Source organism: Streptosporangium nanhuense (assembly GCF_059358815.1).
Window position 1 is genome coordinate 331,697 of sequence record NZ_JCADBG010000008.1, and the last position, 17,069, is coordinate 348,765.

General features: G+C 70.7%; 14 protein-coding genes and 1 tRNA gene. 9 read left to right on the forward strand and 6 right to left on the reverse strand.

Features of this window, described 5'->3' with window-relative positions; translation table 11 throughout:
* Nucleotides 1–182 precede the first annotated feature (182 nt).
* The gene (locus tag AC5L38_RS18415; RefSeq protein WP_495244018.1) at nt 183–1,172 is read left to right on the forward strand and encodes a LacI family DNA-binding transcriptional regulator; all 990 of its coding nucleotides are present in this window, start codon (nt 183–185) and stop codon (nt 1,170–1,172) included.
* Nucleotides 1,173–1,217: 45 nt separating this feature from the next.
* Here AC5L38_RS18415 and AC5L38_RS18420 read toward each other — a convergent pair whose 3' ends face one another.
* Together AC5L38_RS18420 and AC5L38_RS18425 are read right to left on the reverse strand one after the other, a co-directional pair.
* Nucleotides 1,218–2,615, reverse strand: a complete 1,398-nt coding sequence (locus tag AC5L38_RS18420; RefSeq protein ID WP_495244019.1) for an aromatic amino acid lyase — start codon at nt 2,613–2,615, stop codon at nt 1,218–1,220.
* A 4-nt stretch (nt 2,616–2,619) separates the two neighbouring features.
* Complete coding sequence (locus tag AC5L38_RS18425) at nt 2,620–3,000, reverse strand: phage holin family protein (RefSeq protein ID WP_495244020.1); 381 nt, start codon at nt 2,998–3,000, stop codon at nt 2,620–2,622.
* A 721-nt stretch (nt 3,001–3,721) separates the two neighbouring features.
* On the opposite strand from AC5L38_RS18425, the gene AC5L38_RS18430 reads away from it, so the two are divergent.
* The 4 genes from AC5L38_RS18430 (at nt 3,722) to AC5L38_RS18445 (ending at nt 6,174) form a co-directional block, all read left to right on the forward strand.
* On the forward strand, nt 3,722–4,729 hold the full coding sequence (locus AC5L38_RS18430) for an NADP-dependent oxidoreductase (protein ID WP_495244021.1): 1,008 nt from the start codon (nt 3,722–3,724) through the stop codon (nt 4,727–4,729).
* A gap of 61 nt (nt 4,730–4,790) precedes the next feature.
* Nucleotides 4,791–5,075: a hypothetical protein gene (locus AC5L38_RS18435; protein ID WP_329085017.1), complete on the forward strand. Its 285-nt coding sequence runs from the start codon at nt 4,791–4,793 to the stop codon at nt 5,073–5,075.
* 87 nt (nt 5,076–5,162) lie between these two features.
* Nucleotides 5,163–5,558, forward strand: coding sequence for an OsmC family protein (locus AC5L38_RS18440; RefSeq protein ID WP_495244022.1), 396 nt, complete (start codon nt 5,163–5,165; stop codon nt 5,556–5,558).
* A 539-nt stretch (nt 5,559–6,097) separates the two neighbouring features.
* A tRNA-Lys gene (locus AC5L38_RS18445) sits at nt 6,098–6,174 on the forward strand.
* A 119-nt stretch (nt 6,175–6,293) separates the two neighbouring features.
* Here AC5L38_RS18445 and AC5L38_RS18450 read toward each other — a convergent pair.
* From AC5L38_RS18450 to AC5L38_RS18465, 4 genes are all read right to left on the reverse strand, one after another.
* Nucleotides 6,294–6,578, reverse strand: a complete 285-nt coding sequence (locus AC5L38_RS18450; RefSeq protein WP_495244023.1) for a MoaD/ThiS family protein — start codon at nt 6,576–6,578, stop codon at nt 6,294–6,296.
* Nucleotides 6,579–6,586: 8 nt separating this feature from the next.
* A complete protein-coding gene (locus AC5L38_RS18455) occupies nt 6,587–7,702 on the reverse strand; it encodes a WD40/YVTN/BNR-like repeat-containing protein (RefSeq protein WP_495244024.1) in 1,116 nt (371 codons plus the stop codon).
* A 419-nt stretch (nt 7,703–8,121) separates the two neighbouring features.
* Nucleotides 8,122–9,066, reverse strand: coding sequence for a hypothetical protein (locus tag AC5L38_RS18460; protein ID WP_495244025.1), 945 nt, complete (start codon nt 9,064–9,066; stop codon nt 8,122–8,124).
* A gap of 152 nt (nt 9,067–9,218) precedes the next feature.
* Nucleotides 9,219–10,340 carry a hypothetical protein gene (locus tag AC5L38_RS18465; protein ID WP_495244026.1) on the reverse strand — a complete coding sequence of 374 codons (1,122 nt, stop codon included), beginning with the start codon at nt 10,338–10,340 and terminating at the stop codon, nt 9,219–9,221.
* Nucleotides 10,341–10,506: 166 nt separating this feature from the next.
* Here AC5L38_RS18465 and AC5L38_RS18470 point away from each other — a divergent pair, with 166 nt between their 5' ends.
* The 4 genes from AC5L38_RS18470 to AC5L38_RS18485 form a co-directional block, all read left to right on the forward strand.
* Nucleotides 10,507–11,709: a helix-turn-helix domain-containing protein gene (locus AC5L38_RS18470; RefSeq protein WP_495244027.1), complete on the forward strand. Its 1,203-nt coding sequence runs from the start codon at nt 10,507–10,509 to the stop codon at nt 11,707–11,709.
* Between the two features lie 618 nt (nt 11,710–12,327).
* On the forward strand, nt 12,328–15,192 hold the full coding sequence (locus AC5L38_RS18475) for a PQQ-dependent sugar dehydrogenase (protein WP_495244028.1): 2,865 nt from the start codon (nt 12,328–12,330) through the stop codon (nt 15,190–15,192).
* The gene (locus AC5L38_RS18480) at nt 15,185–16,381 is read left to right on the forward strand and encodes a ThuA domain-containing protein (RefSeq protein ID WP_495244029.1); all 1,197 of its coding nucleotides are present in this window, start codon (nt 15,185–15,187) and stop codon (nt 16,379–16,381) included. The genes AC5L38_RS18475 and AC5L38_RS18480 overlap by 8 nt, the downstream gene beginning before the upstream one ends.
* Before the next feature lie 395 nt (nt 16,382–16,776).
* The coding region (locus AC5L38_RS18485; protein ID WP_495244030.1) for an ice-binding family protein at nt 16,777–17,069 on the forward strand (293 nt) is incomplete at its 3' end.

The window sequence follows — 17,069 nt, forward strand, 5'->3', positions numbered from 1 at the left end:
ATTCCCTACCTAGAATAGGGGTAAACGCCTCCACCTCGCCACATCCAACGGTGACACGGTTCAGTGAACCGTTTCAGTGAACCGCTTCACTAAGCATCGTGTCAATACCGTCCGATGCCCCGCGAAGCCCCCGATCGCGTGGGAACCGCCTCTCCGGAGGGCCCGAGGAATAGGCTGGTCCGATGCCCCAGCCCCGGAAACGAGCGACCATCCGCGAGGTGGCGAAGGCCACCGGCCTGTCGCCCGCCGCCGTCTCGTACGCCCTGCGCGGCATGCAGGTGTCGGAGGAGACCATCGAGCGGGTGCGCCGGGCCGCGGCCGAGCTCGGTTACGAGGCCGACCCCATCGCCCGTGCCCTGGCCAGCGGCCGGACCGGCATGATCGGCCTGCTCTGCGGCTCCCTGGAGGACCTCTGGCAGCAGGCGCTGGCCGTCGGCATCGGCCGCGCGCTCAAGGACAACGACCGCTACGCCCTGATCCTGGACGCCGCGGGAGACCCGGCCAGGGAGCACACGCTCGCCAGGCAGCTCCGCGACCAGCGGGTGGACGCGCTGATCGTGCAGCCGGTCGACCCCGCGGCGCCGCTCTGGGCCGACCTGTGCGAGGGGCTGCCGGTGGTGTCGATCGGCGACGCCCTGGCCGGGGCGCGCACCGCGGGCGAGGTCGTCTTCGACAACCGCGCCGGGGTGACCCTCGCCCTGGAGCACCTGCGCGGGCGGGGCCACCGGCGCCTGGCCGTCCTCACCTCGACGCGGGCCAGCACCCCCGACCGGCCCGCCGACGTGCACGTCCTGGCCGAGGCCGGGCGGCTGGGCCTGGACATCGAGACGGTCACCTCCTCGCAGTCGCTCGGAGCCGCCACCCGGGTCGCGGGGGAGATGCTCGACGCCGGCCACCGGGCGTTCTTCTGCTTCGCCGACTCGATCGCCTACGGCGTCTACGCGGCCTCGGCCGAGCGGAAGCTGGGCATCCCGTTCGAGGTGTCCGTGATGGGCTACGACGACCATCCCATGTCGGGCCTGCTCACCCCCGGCCTGACCACGGTCGACTGGGACATCGACGGCATCGTCCGGGCCGCCGTCCGCATCGTCGTGGCCGCCGCCGACGGCAACACGCGCCGCCGCCGCATCGTCCAGGCGCCCCAGCTGCGCGAGCGCGGCTCGGTCGGCTGACCTGCGGGCTTGGCTCGGTCGGCTGACCGACGGGCTTCGAGGGTCTTACGAGCCTCGGGGAGCGAGGCCGGGCAGGAGGGCGCGCGCCGCGTCGAGGTCGGCGTCCAGGGGGCGGTCCTCCATCGCGTCGTCGAGCGGCAGGTCGCAGGGCAGGCCGCGCCGCCGCAGGGCCCGCACGGAGGCCACCAGCTCGCACGCCAGGACGATCTCCAGCGGTTCGGCGGCGGCGAGCGCGGAGCGGGCCGCCTGCGGGGTGAAGCTCGCGTGGTCCTCGGTGCCCAGGGAGAGCACGGCGCCGCCCAGGGTGACCGGGGCCGCCAGGTGGCGCAGCTCGGCCAGCGCGGAGTGCGCGACGTATTCGAGGATCATGACCCCGGACAGCCCGGGACGTTCGGCCAGGAAGGGGAGCAGGCCCGTGTGGGCCGGGTCGTTCAGGGTGGCGAGCCTGGCGGCGCTCAGCGTCGCGGTCTGCACGAGCGCGGCCCGCAGGGCGTCGAGGGCCAGCGCTACCCGCGCCGAGTGGAAGTTGCCGTTGTGCCAGGCCCGGCCGTCGGCGATCAGCGGGTTCTCCGGGGCCGCGTTCATCTCCTCGGCGATCGTCCGCTCCGCCCGGCCGAGGGCGTCGAGGACGGCCCCGTGGACCTGCGGGAAGGCACGATAGCCGTACGGGTCCTGGACGCGGTGCGGACTGGTGGAACCGATCAGGGCACGCAACCCGGACGCCACCCCGGTCTGCTCGGGGCCGCGTTGCACGACGGGGGACAGCGGTTCGAGCGAGGCCTCGATCGCCCGGAAGGAGTGGGCCGCGACCGTCGTGGCGGCGGACAGCAGGACTCCCAGGCGGTGGCAGGCCAGCGCCGCGTCCGCCAGGGTCGCCGCGCCCGAGCTGATGAACGGCAGCGCGTCGCCCGGGGCGAGCGCGAACCTGGGCACCGGATCGCCCGCCCGCGTCCCGCCCTGTACGGAGGACTCGGAGGACTCGGAGGGCGGGGTCCAGCCGAGCTCGCCGATGAGGCAGAGCGCGGTGGTGGCCAGGGCGGTGAGGTCGCCGGTACCGATGGCGCCGTAGGTGCGGATCGGCGGGGTGAGGCCCCGGTTGACGGCGGAGGCGAGGACGGGGAGGAGCGCCGGGTCGACCCCCGAGCCCCCGGCGAGCAGCTGGTTGAGACGGACGACGAGGGTGGCGCGGGCGCGGAACTCCTCGATGACCGGCCCGGCGCCGCCCGCGTGGCTGCGGAGCAGGTCCAGCCCGGTGTTCTCGGCCTCCACGTCCTTGTTGGCGCCCACGCCGGTGGTCCGGCCGTACACGGGCCCGTCGAGCAGGCCGGCCGTCCGCCATGCCGCCTCCGCGCGGCCGGTGGAGCCCAGCGCGATCCCGGAACCGTGGGCCGCCCGGTCGACCTGCTCGCAGGTCAGGTGGGCGCCGTCAAGGACGACGGTCATCGGCTCAGTCGCCGACGATCTTGTCGAGGATCAGGTCGAGCAGCCAGCTGACCAGGCCGATGACGATCGCGCCCCAGAACGCGGCCCAGAAGCCCTCGACGTGGAAGGGCAGCGAGAGCTTCCCGGCGATCCAGCTGGTCAGCAGCAGCAGCCCGGCGTTGACCACCAGGGCGAACAGGCCGAGCGTGAGGATGTAGAAGGCGCAGCCGAGCGTCGCGATGATCGGCTTCAGGACGGCGTTCACGATCCCGAAGACGAGGGCGACGGCGACGAGCGTGCCGATCTCCCTGACCGGGGTGCGCGCGGACACCGTGATGCCGTCCACGAGCTGGGTCGCCGCCCACAGCGCGGCTGCTACGACCACTATTTTGATGAGTATTTTCACGTTTCGGGATCCTCGCATGGATGGTCGAACGGGCGATAGCTTTGCGCTCCGAATGTGGATATATGCATATAACGGGTGATTTTGCCGATCGGCTGCGCGCCCGCCGATCCGGTCACCTCGGACGGCGGGGACGCGGCCGTCGACACGATCGCCGGGACGGTGGACCGGCCCGGTGACCGCGGAGAGTTTCGCATCCGTGACCGTATGTGGTCATGAAAGTGGCGAGATCATGTCAGGCGTGCCGCTCCCCGGCGGGGAGAAACGCCGCTGGATGGGAAAGTCCCAGGTGAGGAGCACGAAACGCCGAGGGGGCCTCAACATGTCCAACGCCCGACCATTCACCGGCCGACCGGAAAAGCCGTCCGCCGGAGCCGGGGCGACGAAGCCGTCCGCCGGAGCCGGGGCGACGCCCGGAACCGGAGCCGAGGCCCACTCCGCTCCCAAACCCGGCCCCCCGCCCAAGCCGGGCCCTCCCCCCAAGCCCGGCCCTCCGCCGAAACCCGGCCCTCCCAAGCCCGGGCCCCCGCCGGGAGCCCCTCCGGCGCCGGGCCCCGGGAGCAGGCCCGACCCCGGTCCCGGGTCCGAGCCGGAGCCGGAGTCGAGGGCGAGAACGGGGAAAGGGGCCGGACCGGCCCCGGAGGGCGTGTCGCGGGCGGGGCCCGCCGGCGTGAACGGCACGAAGGCCGCGACCGCCGGTCGTACACCACGACGAGGGGAACGTATGCTCACCAGGGAGATCAGGCTCGCGTCGCGGCCCTCGGGGTGGCCGGCCCCGGAGAACTTCGAGCTGGCGGAGGTCGAGCTCCCCGCCCTCGCCGACGGGGAGATCCTCGTCCGCAACCTCTTCATGAGCGTCGACCCGTACATGCGGGGCCGGATGAACGAGGGCAAGTCCTACATCTCGCCCTTCCAGGTGGGCGAGCCCCTCGAAGGCGACGCGCTCGGCGAGGTCGTCGAGTCACGCGCCCCCGGCCTCGCGCCCGGAGCCACCGTCATCCACCGGTACGGCTGGCGCGAGTACGCCGTCCTCGACGCCGGCGAGGCCCGCCAGGTCGAGGAGATCCCCGGCGTACCGCTCTCCGCCTACCTGGGCGCGCTGGGCATGACCGGCCTCACCGCGTACGTGGGCCTGCTCGACATCGCCCGCTTCAAGGACGGTGAGGCGGTGTTCGTGTCCGGCGCGGCGGGGGCGGTGGGCAGCATGGCCGGGCAGATCGCCCGGTTGAAGGGCGCCTCGCGCGTGGTGGGCAGCGCCGGTTCGCGGGAGAAGGTGACCCACCTGGTCCGCGATCTCGGCTTCGACGCCGCCTTCAACTACCGCGACGGCGACATCCACGGGCAACTCGCCAGGGCGGCCCCCGGCGGGATCGACGTCTACTTCGACAACGTCGGCGGCGACCACCTGGAGGCGGCCATCGACGAGCTGAGGACGTACGGCAGGACCGCGATGTGCGGGTCGATCTCCGCCTACAACGCCACCGAGCCGGTGCCGGGCCCGAGGAACATCGGACTGACCGTGGGGAAGCGGCTCACCCTGCGCGGTTTCCTCGTGTTCGACCACCAGGATCGCCTGCCCGACATGATCGCCGAGGTGGGCGCCTGGCTCCGCGAAGGGAAGATCATCTTTACCGAGACCGTGGTCGACGGCCTGGAGAACGCCCCGCAGGCGTTCATCGACATGCTCCGCGGCGCCAACACGGGAAAGATGCTGGTCAGGCTGGTGCACTGACGGTACGAACCGTCAATTGCGCATGATGGCCATATTCTCGGGGCAGAAGGGGCGTGAGGGGGTGGGTCTGTTGGAAACGGACGAGCTTGAGTCGCTGTCGGCCCAGGAACTGCATGATCGCGCGGTCCACTACGCCGTGCACCACGGAGATCTCGGCTTCCTGTGGGAGCTGCTCACGTTGATTCCCGCGGCGGAGGCGTCCGCGGGGAACGAGGACCAGACGACCAACGACCTCAGCCGGGTCTCGGCCCTGCTCAGCGACGCGATGGCCTCGGGCCACGGGGAGCTGGGCGAGGCGCTGCGGCCGTTCTACATCGAATACCTGTCCAAACATCCGGAGGCCTGAGGGCGGTCCGGTTTCCGCCCTTACCCGGGCGTTCCTCCCTCCGCGGGCATCTGTAGGGTGATCCGCAGATTCAGGGGGAGGAACGCCATGGCACAGGTGAGAGTGGAGCGGACCGACGACGGGTTCGTGGCGCGCAACGATCGCGGAGCCGAGGTCGCCATGGGCGGCGGTGACGAGCAGGGGGTCTTCACCCCCGTCGAGCTGCTGCTCGCGGCGCTCGGCGGCTGCAACATCGTCACCGTGGAGCCGCTGACGGCCCAGCGCGGCCACCGCATGGTCCGCCTGGCGATGACCGTCGAGGCGGAGAAGGTCGACTCGTCCAGGCTCGGGCCGATCACCATCACCTACGACGTGGAGCTGCCCGAGGGCGACGAGAAGGCCGCCGAGGTCCTCCGCTCCGTGGCCCACCGCGTCGAGGAGAAGTACTGCACGGTGAGCCGGGCCCTGAAGGACAACATGGAGATCAAGCTCGAACTCCCCTGAGGGTCCTCGCCGGGGAACCGGCGCCTCCCTGCAGCAGACCTCATGATCACCGTGCCCCGGCCCCGGACGGCCGCCGGGCCCGGGGCGCCTGCCCGGAAACCAATGGGACCGCCCCCTCGAAGGCGGATCTTCGCACGTCCGAGGGGTCGTCGGCGCTTCGGTGATACCGGGTCAAGGTTGGGTGTAGGCGCAAAATCAACCTTTGGATGACGCGCCCGTTACATTTGGCTAGGTAGTGTTGATGCAGGTCGAGGGGTCTGCGAAGCCCGGGGGGAGCGTTGCAGAGACTTTTCACCGGATAAGAACGCGAGGGGGATCGCGTTCCTGAGCGGAGCAGCCTGAAGTCTTGGGGGAGACGAAGGCGACGCCCGCGAAGAGGCCGGGGCCGGGCAGTTGGGGGACTGTCCGGCCCCGAGTCTGTGTGGGGGCCGGGTGATCCGGTTTCTCCGGAAATTCCCTCAGAAGACGGGCAGGAGCCGAACGGGATCAACCGTGGTGCGAGCGCGCTGAGGCTGCTGCTAGAGTTACCTCCGTTGCAAGCGCCGCTAGCTCAGTTGGTTAGAGCAGCTGACTCTTAATCAGCGGGTCCGGGGTTCGAGTCCCTGGCGGCGCACCACCGGCTGAAGCCGAATGACCTGGGCACCTTCCGCATCGCGGAGGTGCCCTCGGTCATTTTCGGCCCTCGGTCATTTCCGGCCCCTGTCGTGACTCCTCGGCCCTGACGGCTTTCCGGGCCTACCCGCCCGCCATGGCCCCCACGACCATGAACGGCTCTGCCCCCGTCGCGACCGGCTCGGGCAGCGGGGTGTCCGGCGGCTCGTGGGACAGGTCCCGCTCGCAGGCGAAGAACCGCACGAACGGCCGGCGCCGCTGTGTGGCGTGATCACGGATCGTCCCGCGCAACACCGGGTAGCGGGCCTCAAGCGCGTCGAGGACCGAGCGCTGCGTGGCCTCCCCCTGAATCTGGAGCTGCACCTCGCCCTCGGTGCGCGCGAGGTTGCGCAGATGAGCGGGAAGCACCACGCGGATCATGGGAGCGTCTGCACTTCGACGGACAACACGGCCGGGAGATCCCGGGCGATGGGCGCCCAGCTGTCGCCGGAGTCGGCCGACACGTAGACCTGCCCGCCGGTCGTGCCGAAGTAGACGCCGCAGGAGTCGAGCGTGTCGACGGCCATCGCGTCCCGCAGCACGTTGACGTAGCAGTGGCTCTGCGGCAGCCCCTTGGTGAGCGGCTCCCACTCGTTGCCGCCCGTCCGGCTGCGGTACACCCGCAGCTTCCCCTCGGGCGGGTAGTGCTCCGAGTCGCTCTTGATCGGAACGACGTAGACGGTGTCCGGCTCGTGCGCGTGCACGGCGATCGGGAACCCGAAGTCGCTGGGCAGGTCACCGCTGATCTCGTGCCACGACTCGCCGGCGTCGTCGCTGCGCATGACGTCCCAGTGCTTCTGCATGAAGAGCACGTCCGGACGCGAGGGGTGTGACGCGATGTGGTGCACGCAGTGGCCGACCTCGGCGTCCTGGTCGGGAATGCCCTCGGAGCGCAGGCCGCGGTTCATCGGCTGCCAGCTCTTGCCCGCGTCGTCGGTCCTGAACACGCCCGCCGCCGAGATCGCCACGGTGATGCGCCCGGGATCGCGCGGGTCGGGAACGATCGTGTGCAGGCACATCCCGCCGGCGCCCGGCTGCCAGGAAGGCCCCGAGCGGTGCTCGCGCAGCCCGGCCAGCTCCTGCCAGCTCTGCCCGCCGTCCACCGAACGGAACAGGGCGGCGTCCTCGACCCCGGCGTACACCGTGTCGGGGTCGGTCGGTGACGGCTCCAGGTGCCAGACCCGGTTGAACTCCCACGGGTGCGGCGTGCCGTCGTACCACTGGTGGGTGCCGGGGACGCCGTCGTACCGGAACTGGTTGCCGACCGCCTCCCACGTCGCGCCGCCGTCGTCGGAACGCTGGATCACCTGCCCGAACCAGCCGCCCGACTGCGACATGTAGAGCCGGGACGGGTCGGCGGGGGACCCGGCGACGTGATAGATCTCCCAGCCCCCGAAGTGGGGGCCGCTGATGTCCCACCGCTCGCGCCTGCCGTCCGACGTCAGGATGAACGCGCCCTTGCGCGTGCCGACCAGCACTCGTACACCACTCACCGGCGTTCCCTTCCGACCCGGTGCCGATCCGGGTCGGCACCGCGGCCATGCTCATGGTCGTCCGATCGGGATCGGAGTCGATCCCGCTCACGACCTGTCCGCCACGGCCGTGGCTACCGACGCTACGACAGGCCCCCGACAAAATCGCGGTACGGCACACGCCGGCGACGGATGCCCGTTCGTCGTCGTGGCCGCTGTCCTGGGCCGCGATCCGTACCGGTCCGGGGGAAACCGGTCGGACGGCTGAGACCCGTGCCGCTCCGGGCCGCCGATCCGGCCGGGACGAGAACGGCGAGGAGCCCGGTCACGAATGTGACCGGGCTCCTGCCTCGGACCGGTGAACGCCCCGGATCAGTGGATGCCCCGGGCCGGTGAACGTTCCGCATCAGTGAACGTTCCGGGTCAGTGAACGTTCCGGGTCAGCGGAAGGCGAGGGGCCGGTACGCGGTGAAGCCGGTCCCCGGTGCCAGGCCGTGCTTGACGACGCGGTGGTCGGTGCCGTAGCCGCGGCGCTGCTGGTAGGCCCAGTAGGAGGTGCGCCTGGCGTCGGCCCAGCGGTCGAAGATGACGACCTGTCGTGCGGTGTTGCCGCCGACGGGGTCGATGACGAGGTCTCCCCGCAGGAGTTCGGTCATCTTGATGGGACGGGTGTGGGTGCCTGTGGCCAGGATGGTGGTGATGGGGCCGGGTTTCGGGAGCCCGAGGGTCATGGAGACGTAGCCCGAGCCGTCGGCCCGGTAGCCGCCGTACTTCCCGGTCTGGCTGTAGGGCACCCGCTGCGCGGTGGCGGGCCTCCAGGTCCTGGCCCGGGCGATGACCTGTTCCCGTGTCACACCGGGAACCGGCCACAACGCCGAGACGATCGTCTGCCCGTCCGCCGCCTGCGGCTGGTACCGCTCCGGGTACTTCGACACCTGCACGCGCTGGCAGACGTCGCCCACCACCGCCGTCCGCCAGGACCCGTCGGGATACTTGCGGAGCATCTTGTCCAGGAACGCGCCGGTCGCCCAGGTCACGTCCAGCCGCTGGGCGGCGCTTCCCCAGGTGGCCCGCTGCTGGAACACCCCCAGGCTGTCGTGGTCCACCTCCCGGTTGATGTTCCGTATGCCCGTCTCGACGATGGCCGTGGTGATCGCGACCACCGCCGCCTCCCGGGGCAGGCCCCGGGCGCGGACCGCCGCGACCACCGTCCGGGCGCAGGAGACGCGGTAGCCGTCCAGGTAACCGCGCATCTTCATCGTCAGGCGGACGTTGAGCCCGGCGGCCAGTTCCGTGTCGCTCGCCGTCACCCCTCCGCCGCCGCAGGGAGCGGTCGGCAGGGGCGCGGCCGTGGCCGCGGCCGCGGGTGTGCCGGGGGCGCTCAACCCCGTGACCGTCGCGAGGAGGAGCGCTCCCGCGATCCCGGCCGACCGCCCCGGTCCCGCGGATCCACCAGGTCGGGCCGGTCGGGCCGGGCGTGCCGGACCGTACGGCCCACTCGGCCCGTACGGTCCGGCACAGGGCCGTGACCGGCGCACTAGCGAATCCTCACCGGACGGTAGGCACGGAACTGCGTGCCGGAGGTCAGGCCGTGCTTGACGACGCGGTGGTCGGTGCCGTAGCCGGAGCGCTGCTGGTAGGCCCAGTAGGAGGTGCGCCTGGCGTCGGCCCAGCGGTCGAAGATGACGACCTGTCGTGCGGTGTTGCCGCCGACGGGGTCGATGACGAGGTCTCCCTGCAGGAGGTCGGTCATCTTGATGGGACGGGTGTGGGCACTGGTGGCCAGGGCGGTGGTGATGGGGCCGGGCTTGGCCAGGCCGAGGGTCATGGAGACGTAGCCCGAGCCGTCGGCCCGGTAGCCCCCCTGCTTCTTGGTCTGGCTGTAGGGCACCCGCTGCGCGGTGGCGGGCTTCCAGGTCTTGGCCCGCGCGATCACCTGGGCGCGGGTAACCGTGGTGGGCTTCGGCGGCGCGTCCTCACGGATGTTCAGCGCCCGGTACGCCTTGTACTCGCTCTTCGCCGCCAGCCCGTAGTTGCGCGTGCGGTAGTCGGTCCCGTAGCCGCCGCGCTGCTCGTAGGCCCAGTACGAGGTGCGCGCCGAGTTGGCCCACCGGTCGAAGATGACGACGTGCCGGGTGGTGTTGCTGCCGATGGCGTCGATGACCAGATCGCCCCTGAGCAGCTGGGACATCTTGATGGGACGGCTGTAGGCGCTCTTGGCCAGCCCGACGGTGATCTGTCCGGGCTTGCCGAGGCCGAGTGCCATGGAGGCGTAGCCGGAGCAGTCGGTCCGGTAGCCGCCGTGTTTCTTGGTCTGGCTGTAGGGGATGCGCTGGGCGGTACCGGGTTTCCACGTCTTGGCCCGGGCGATCATCTGCGAGCGGGTCACCGGAGCCGCGGCGGCCAGCGTCTGCACCCCCTCCTCCTCGTCCGGCTCCGGGGACGTGCCGGTCTCGTCCTCCGGCGCGGACGTCTGCGTCGGGGTGGGGGTCGGGCTCGGAGTGGGGGTGGGTGCCGGCGTCGTGGTCGCCTCCGCCAGCGGGTCGATGTGGATGCTCGCCGCCTGTGCGGACGCCGGCGCCAGGCCGCCTCCGCAGGCGAGCACCGTGATGAGTGCCAGGTTTCCCGCCGTGATCCAGGAGCTTCGGTTCGAGGGCATGTGCTCTCCTTGTCCCTGCCGTTGATCGTTCGGTTGGCGGGACACACGCTGACAGGAAATTCCTGAAACACATCGTGAAATTGGGGAAGTTGGGACAATAGTTCCCAATGTGACGGTATGACCTGCGATGACTCAGGCCTCTGGGACAAGGTTGGGACGAATCACCGTGGTGAATGGGATCGAGAACACGAGCCGGAGCCGACGACAGCGCCCGCTGCCCGACGATCTGCCCGAGCCGACCCGCGTTCTCCTGCGGGAGCTGAGGGCCCTCAAGGAACGGGCGGGGCTCGATCTGCGAGCGCTGGAGCAGGCCACCCACGCGAGCCGGTCGTCCTGGGGGCGATGGCTCGCCGGGGACACGTGGATTCCCCTCGGCGCGGTGGAAGGGCTCGCCCGGCTGTGCCGGGAGGACGAGGGCCGGTTCCGCGAACTGTGGGAGGCGGCCGAACAGGCGCGGCGGATGGCGGGCGTCCCGGAGGTGACCGCGGAGGCGTCCAAGGAGGCGTCCGAAGAGACGTCCGAAGAGACGTCCGAAGAGACGGAGGTCGTGGGAGGAGAGGGGAACCAGGACAGGAGGGAACCCGGGGACGGGGAGCGGTCGAGGGACGGAAAAGAGCCCGACGGCGGAAGGGGGTCCGGGATCGGCGGGAAGGTCGGGGACGACGGGAGATCCGGGGACGGCGGCGAGCCCGGCCTGCCCGCGCCGCGACGGCTGATGAGCCGCCCGCGGCGGCGGTTCCTGATCGGGACCGCGCTGGGCCTGTCCGTCGGCGTGGCCGCCGGTGTGCTGCTCGGCGGATCGGCGCTCGAAAGCCGCGCGGGCGACGGCACCGGGCCGACGCCGCCGGTTCCCGGCGGCGTCGCGGGCGGTGCCAAGGGCGGTACCACGGCCGGTGCCACCGGAGCGGTGAAACCGGCCGTCGACCGGGCCGGGATGATCGACCGTGCCAGGAGCTGGCACCCGGCCACCGCACGCCGCGTGCCCTACAGCCAGTTCACGTCGTACGGCGGCTACCGGACCGACGGCTCCGGCTACGTCTCCATGACGCTCGGGCTCCCGAAACCGGGCCCCAACACGATCAGCCTGGCCTCGTCGGCCTTCAGCCGCCGCATCGAGATGACCGAGCTGCTCCAGGGTGATCTCGTCATCGACCCGGTGGGCGGCAACACCGCCCGCTCGGTGGTCATCTTCGACCGGTGGGCGGACGCCAAGCGCACCTCCTACTGGGCCTACCAGCAGCGTTCCGGTTACGGCACCGACCACCGCGTCGTCGAACACGGGCTGAGACCGGGTGACCAGTTCCGGGCACACCGGCCGGTCAACCTCAAGAACGACGCTCCCGCTTCGGGGACCCCCGCACCGGAGTGACACGCACCGGCCCCGGCTTGGGCGACGCGGGCCCGGCCGAGGTGGCGTGATCCGGACCGTGAGCCGCGGACCGCGTGATCCAGGCTGAAACGCGCGGGCCGGGAGCGGCCCGGACCGGCGTGATCCGAATCGGAAGGCGCGGGCCGGGAGCGGCCCGACCGGCGTGATCCTGGCAGGGAGGCGCGGGCCGGGAGCGGCCCGGACCGGCGTGCTGGGCGCCCGAGAACCAGGATCATGAAGAGAGCGCTCCCTGGCGAAAGGTGGCCGCGTTCACGTTCCCTTTCCGTGCCGGAACCGTCCCGCGACGCCGCCGAAACGAGCGGAGTCAGGAAGTCGCTTCCCCGGAGAGCTCCGGGTTCGGCCAGCTCAGCGGTGATTGGCACGGTGCAAAAGGGTTGTAAGGGAGCGTTCCCCGAGGTGCACCGGCGTTCGCTCGCGATGTGCGGCCTGTTTCCGTCAGGTTAAACAGCCCCTTGACAAGGATTGTCGAGCAAGAGCAATCTCGGTTTGGGAGAGCGCTCCCTCAGTGTTTTCCGGGGTCCCCCTCCAGAGACCCCGGCCCCCGTCCCGAGACCTTGACCACCGGTCCACCCCCCAAAGAGACCCGGAGTCTCATCCATGGCCTCGCTCCGCCGATGGTTACCACCCCTGACCGCTCTCCTCACCCTCACCGCCCTCCTGCACCCGATCCCGGCCACAGCGACCACCACCGCCGCCGCGAAAGCCACCACCGGGGCCGCCCCGCCCGTCGACCCCGCCAAGTTCCAGCAGGTCACGCTGGCCAAGGGGGTCGCCGAGGTGGGGGAGCCCATGACGATGGCGGTGCTGCCCGACCGCTCCGTCCTGCACACCGCCCGTGACGGCACGGTCCGGATCACCGACGCCGCCGGGAACACCAAGGTGTCGGGCAAGCTCTCCGTCTACTTCAACGACGAGGAGGGCATGCAGGGCATCGGCGTCGACCCCGGCTTCGCCACCAACCGGTTCGTCTACCTCTACTACGCGCCACCGCTGTCCACGCCGCCGAACGGTTCCCCGCCCGACGGGACCCCGGCGGAGTTCGCGCGTTTCGACGGCGTCAACCGGCTCTCCCGCCTCAGGCTGAACACCGACGGCACCCTCGACCTCGCGAGCGAGAAGACCGTGCTGGAGGTGAGGGCCAGCCGGGGCGCCTGCTGCCACGTCGGCGGCGACATCGACTTCGACGCCGCGGGCAACCTCTACCTGACCACCGGCGACGACACCGAGCCCGGGTTCAACGACGGCTACGCCCCGCTGGACGACAGGCCGAACCGCAACCCCGCGCTCGACGCGCAGCGCGGCGCCGCCAACACCAACGACCTGCGCGGCAAGGTGCTCCGCATCAAGGTGAACGCCGACGGGTCGTACTCGATCCCGTCCGGCAACATGTTCGCCCCGGGCACCGCGAACACCCGTCCCGAGATCTACGCGATGGGCTTTCGCAACCCGTTCCGGATGAGCGTCGACAAGGCCACCGGCGTCGTCTACCTCGGCGACTACGGCCCCGACGCCGGAACCGCCGGTCCGCGCGGGCCCGGCGGGCAGGTCGAGTTCAACCGGATCACCGGTCCCGGCTTCTTCGGCTGGCCGTACTGCACCGGCAACAACACCCCGGCCGAGACCTACGCCCGCTACAACTACGACACCTCGACGATCGGCGCGAAGTACGACTGCGCGGGCGGCCCGGAGAACACCTCGCGCAAGAACACCGGCCTGGTGAAGCTGCCCGCGGCCAAGCCCGCCTGGATCACCTACGACGGCTGCACCCTGCTGCCGGAGTTCGGCTGCGGCGCGGAGTCGCCGATGGGCGGCGTCGTCTACCGCTACTCCGCCGCGCTGAACTCGCCGGTCAAGTTCCCGCAGTCGCTCGACGGGCACTTCCTCGCCGGGGAGCTCCAGCGGCAGTGGATCAAGGACATCGAGGTCAACGCCGACGGCAGCCGGGGCACCATCCAGCCCTTCCCCTGGTCGGGCAAGCTGGTGATGGACATGGCGTTCGGCCCCGACGGCGCCCTCTACGTGCTCGACTACGGCACCGGCTGGTTCAACGGCAACCAGGACTCGGCGCTGTACCGCATCGAGCACATCGGCACCGGCGGGCGGGCGCCCATCGCCAGGGCCACCTCCGACAAGGTCTCCGGGAAGGCGCCGCTGACCGTGGCGTTCTCCTCGGCGGGCAGCTCCGACCCGGACGGCGACGCGCTCACCTACTCCTGGGCGTTCGGCGACGGCGCCACCTCCACGGCGGCCAACCCCACCCACACCTACACCACCGACGGCAGGCGGATCGTCACGCTGACCGTGCGCGACAGCACCGGCAACACCGCGACGGCCAACATCGAGATCAACGTCGGCAACACCGCGCCCGTGGTGAGGATCGACCTCCCGCTCAACGGGCAGGTGTTCGGCTTCAGCGACGCCGTGCCCTACCGCATCACCGTCACCGACGCGGAGGACACGACGATCGACTGCGCGAGGGTGAAGATGAACTACATCCTCGGGCACGACACCCACGGGCACCCGATGGCCAGCGCCAACGGCTGCACCGGCACGATCCAGACGCCCGGCAACGGCGAGCACGACGGGGCCGCCAACCTGTTCGGGGTCTGGGACGCCGAGTACACCGACGCGGGCGGGCTCACCACGCACACCCAGCACGTCACCCAGCCGAGGAACCGGCAGGCCGAGCACTACACCACCTCCCAGGGGGTGGCCCAGTACGACAAGCCGGCCGCGCACGGGGCCAAGACCGTGGGCAGCATCGAGAACGGCGACTGGATCTCCTTCGACCCCTATGTCCTGAGCGGCGTCACCGGGTTCACCGCCCGGGTCTCCTCCGGCGGGGTCGGCGGGACGATCCAGGTCAGGGCCGGTTCGGCGACCGGGACCCTGCTGGGCACCGCCACCGTGGCGCCGACCGGCGGGTGGGAGACGTTCGTCGACGTCTCCACCACCCTGGCGAACGCCCCGGCCGGGACCACCAGGCTCTTCCTGGTCTTCGCCGGGGGGACGGGCTCGCTGTTCGACGTGGACGACTTCACCCTGACCACCGGCACGGGCCCGCCGCCCACGGGCACGCTGCTGTCGGCGGGGCGCCCGGTCACCGCCTCCTCCACGGAGAACGCCGCCTCCGCGGGGTCCAACGCGGTGGACGGCAACCTCGGTACGCGCTGGTCGTCGGCGTTCTCCGACCCGCAGTGGATCTCGGTCGACCTGGGCTCGGCCCGCCAGGTGAACCGGGTGAAACTGCAGTGGGAGGCCGCCTACGGCACGGCGTACCGCATCGAGACCTCGGCCAACGGCACGACCTGGTCGCAGGTCCACGCCACGACCGCCGGTGACGGCGGCGTGGACGACGTCAGTTTCACCGCGACGAGCGCCCGCTACGTGAGGGTGTACGGCACCCAGCGGGCTACCCAGTACGGCTACTCCCTGTGGGAAATGGAGGTCTACGGTGCGTAATGTCATCGCGGTCGTCACCGCGTTCTTCGTCGTCATGGTTGGTCTGGTGACGGCTCCGGCCTTGGCGGCCGATCCGGCGTACAAGGTCCTGGTCTTCTCCAAGACGGCCGGGTTCCGCCACGACGCCATCCCGGCGGGCATCACCGCGCTGCGCGGGCTGGCGACCGAGAACGGCTTCACCGTCGACGCCACCGAGGACGCCGGAGCCTTCACCACCGCCAACCTGGCCCAGTACCGGGCGGTCGTCTTCCTGCTGACCACCGGCGACGTGCTCAACGCCACGCAGCAGAGCGCGTTCGAGTCCTACATCGGGGCCGGTGGCGGATACGTGGGCGTCCACGCCGCCGCCGACACCGAGTACGACTGGCCCTGGTACGGCAACCTCGTCGGCGCCTACTTCGCCTCCCACCCCGCCATCCAGCAGGTGACCGTGAAGGTGGAGGACCGCACGCACCCCTCGACGACCCACCTCCCGGCGAACTGGGTGCGCACCGACGAGCTGTACAACTACCGCACCAACCCCCGCTCCACCGCCCGCGTGCTCGCCACGCTGGACGAGTCGACCTACTCCGGTGGCTCGATGGGGGCCGACCACCCGATCTCCTGGTGCAAGGCGTACTCGGGTGGCCGTTCCTGGTACACCGGCCTCGGCCACACCATCGCCTCCTACACCGAGGCGAACTTCCGGGCACACCTGTACGGCGGCCTCCGCTACGCGGCCGGGGTCGTCGCGGGCAACTGCGGGACCACCACGACCCCGACGCCCACCCCGACGCCCACTCCCACCCCGACCCCGGGTGTCGTGCTGCTGTCGTCCGGACGCCCGGTGACGACCTCCTCCACGGAGAACGGGGCGTTCGTCGGGAGCAACGCGGTGGACGGCAACGGCGGCACCCGCTGGTCGTCGGCGTTCTCCGACCCGCAGTGGATCTCGGTGGACCTGGGCTCGGCCAAGCAGGTCAGCCGGGTCCGGCTGAACTGGGAGGCCGCCTACGGCAGGGCGTACCGCATCGAGACCTCGGCCAACGGCACGACCTGGACGCAGGCGTACGCCACGACCACCGGTGACGGCGGCGTGGACGACGTGAGCTTCACCGCGACGAGCGCCCGCTACGTGAGGGTGTACGGCACCCAGCGGGCGACCCCGTACGGCTACTCCCTGTGGGAGCTGGAGGTCTACGGCAGATAGGCCGTAGGGAAAAGAGAGGGCGGCACCACGAGAATCCCAGGCCGGTCGACCGGCCTGGGATTCTCGGCGTTTCCGGGTGGCCGCCGGGGCGCGTCCGAGGAACTTCCGGCGTATTGTCCCCGGCCGGGCGGGGCGTGGGGCGCGACACGTCACCGACCTGCGGGGGGAGCGGAGGTGAGGCGCGTCATCGCGGGGCCGTGCCTTTCTCAGGGGAATCTCCGGAAAACGACTGTTCCAAAAGAAATGTCATGTCGACCGATGACGTAAATAAATCTATTTATAATGACAGGTGTCATTGGGGTTAAGATTCCGGCATGTCGAACAACGGGAGCGAAGATGGCGATTAATAAGATCGGAGGTTGTGGCGCATTGGTAACAATGCGCTGATGTGAGAAATGTCAAAAGAAAGGGATCTTTCGGTGACGAGCAATAAAAATTCCCGTGTCGTGCGACGACGCGGCGTTCGTTCCTGGCTGGCGGGAACCCTCGCCGCCCTGGTCGCGCTCGGGTGCGTCGTCGCGACGCCCCGTGCCGCGGACGCGGTGGTGGTGCCGGTGGGGTTGGGGTCGGCGGGGGCTTTCGCGGTGTTGGCGGGCACTACGGTGACCAACACCGGTGCCACGGTGGTCACGGGTGATCTGGGGTTGAGTCCGGGGACGGCGGTGACGGGGTTTCCGCCGGGTGTGGT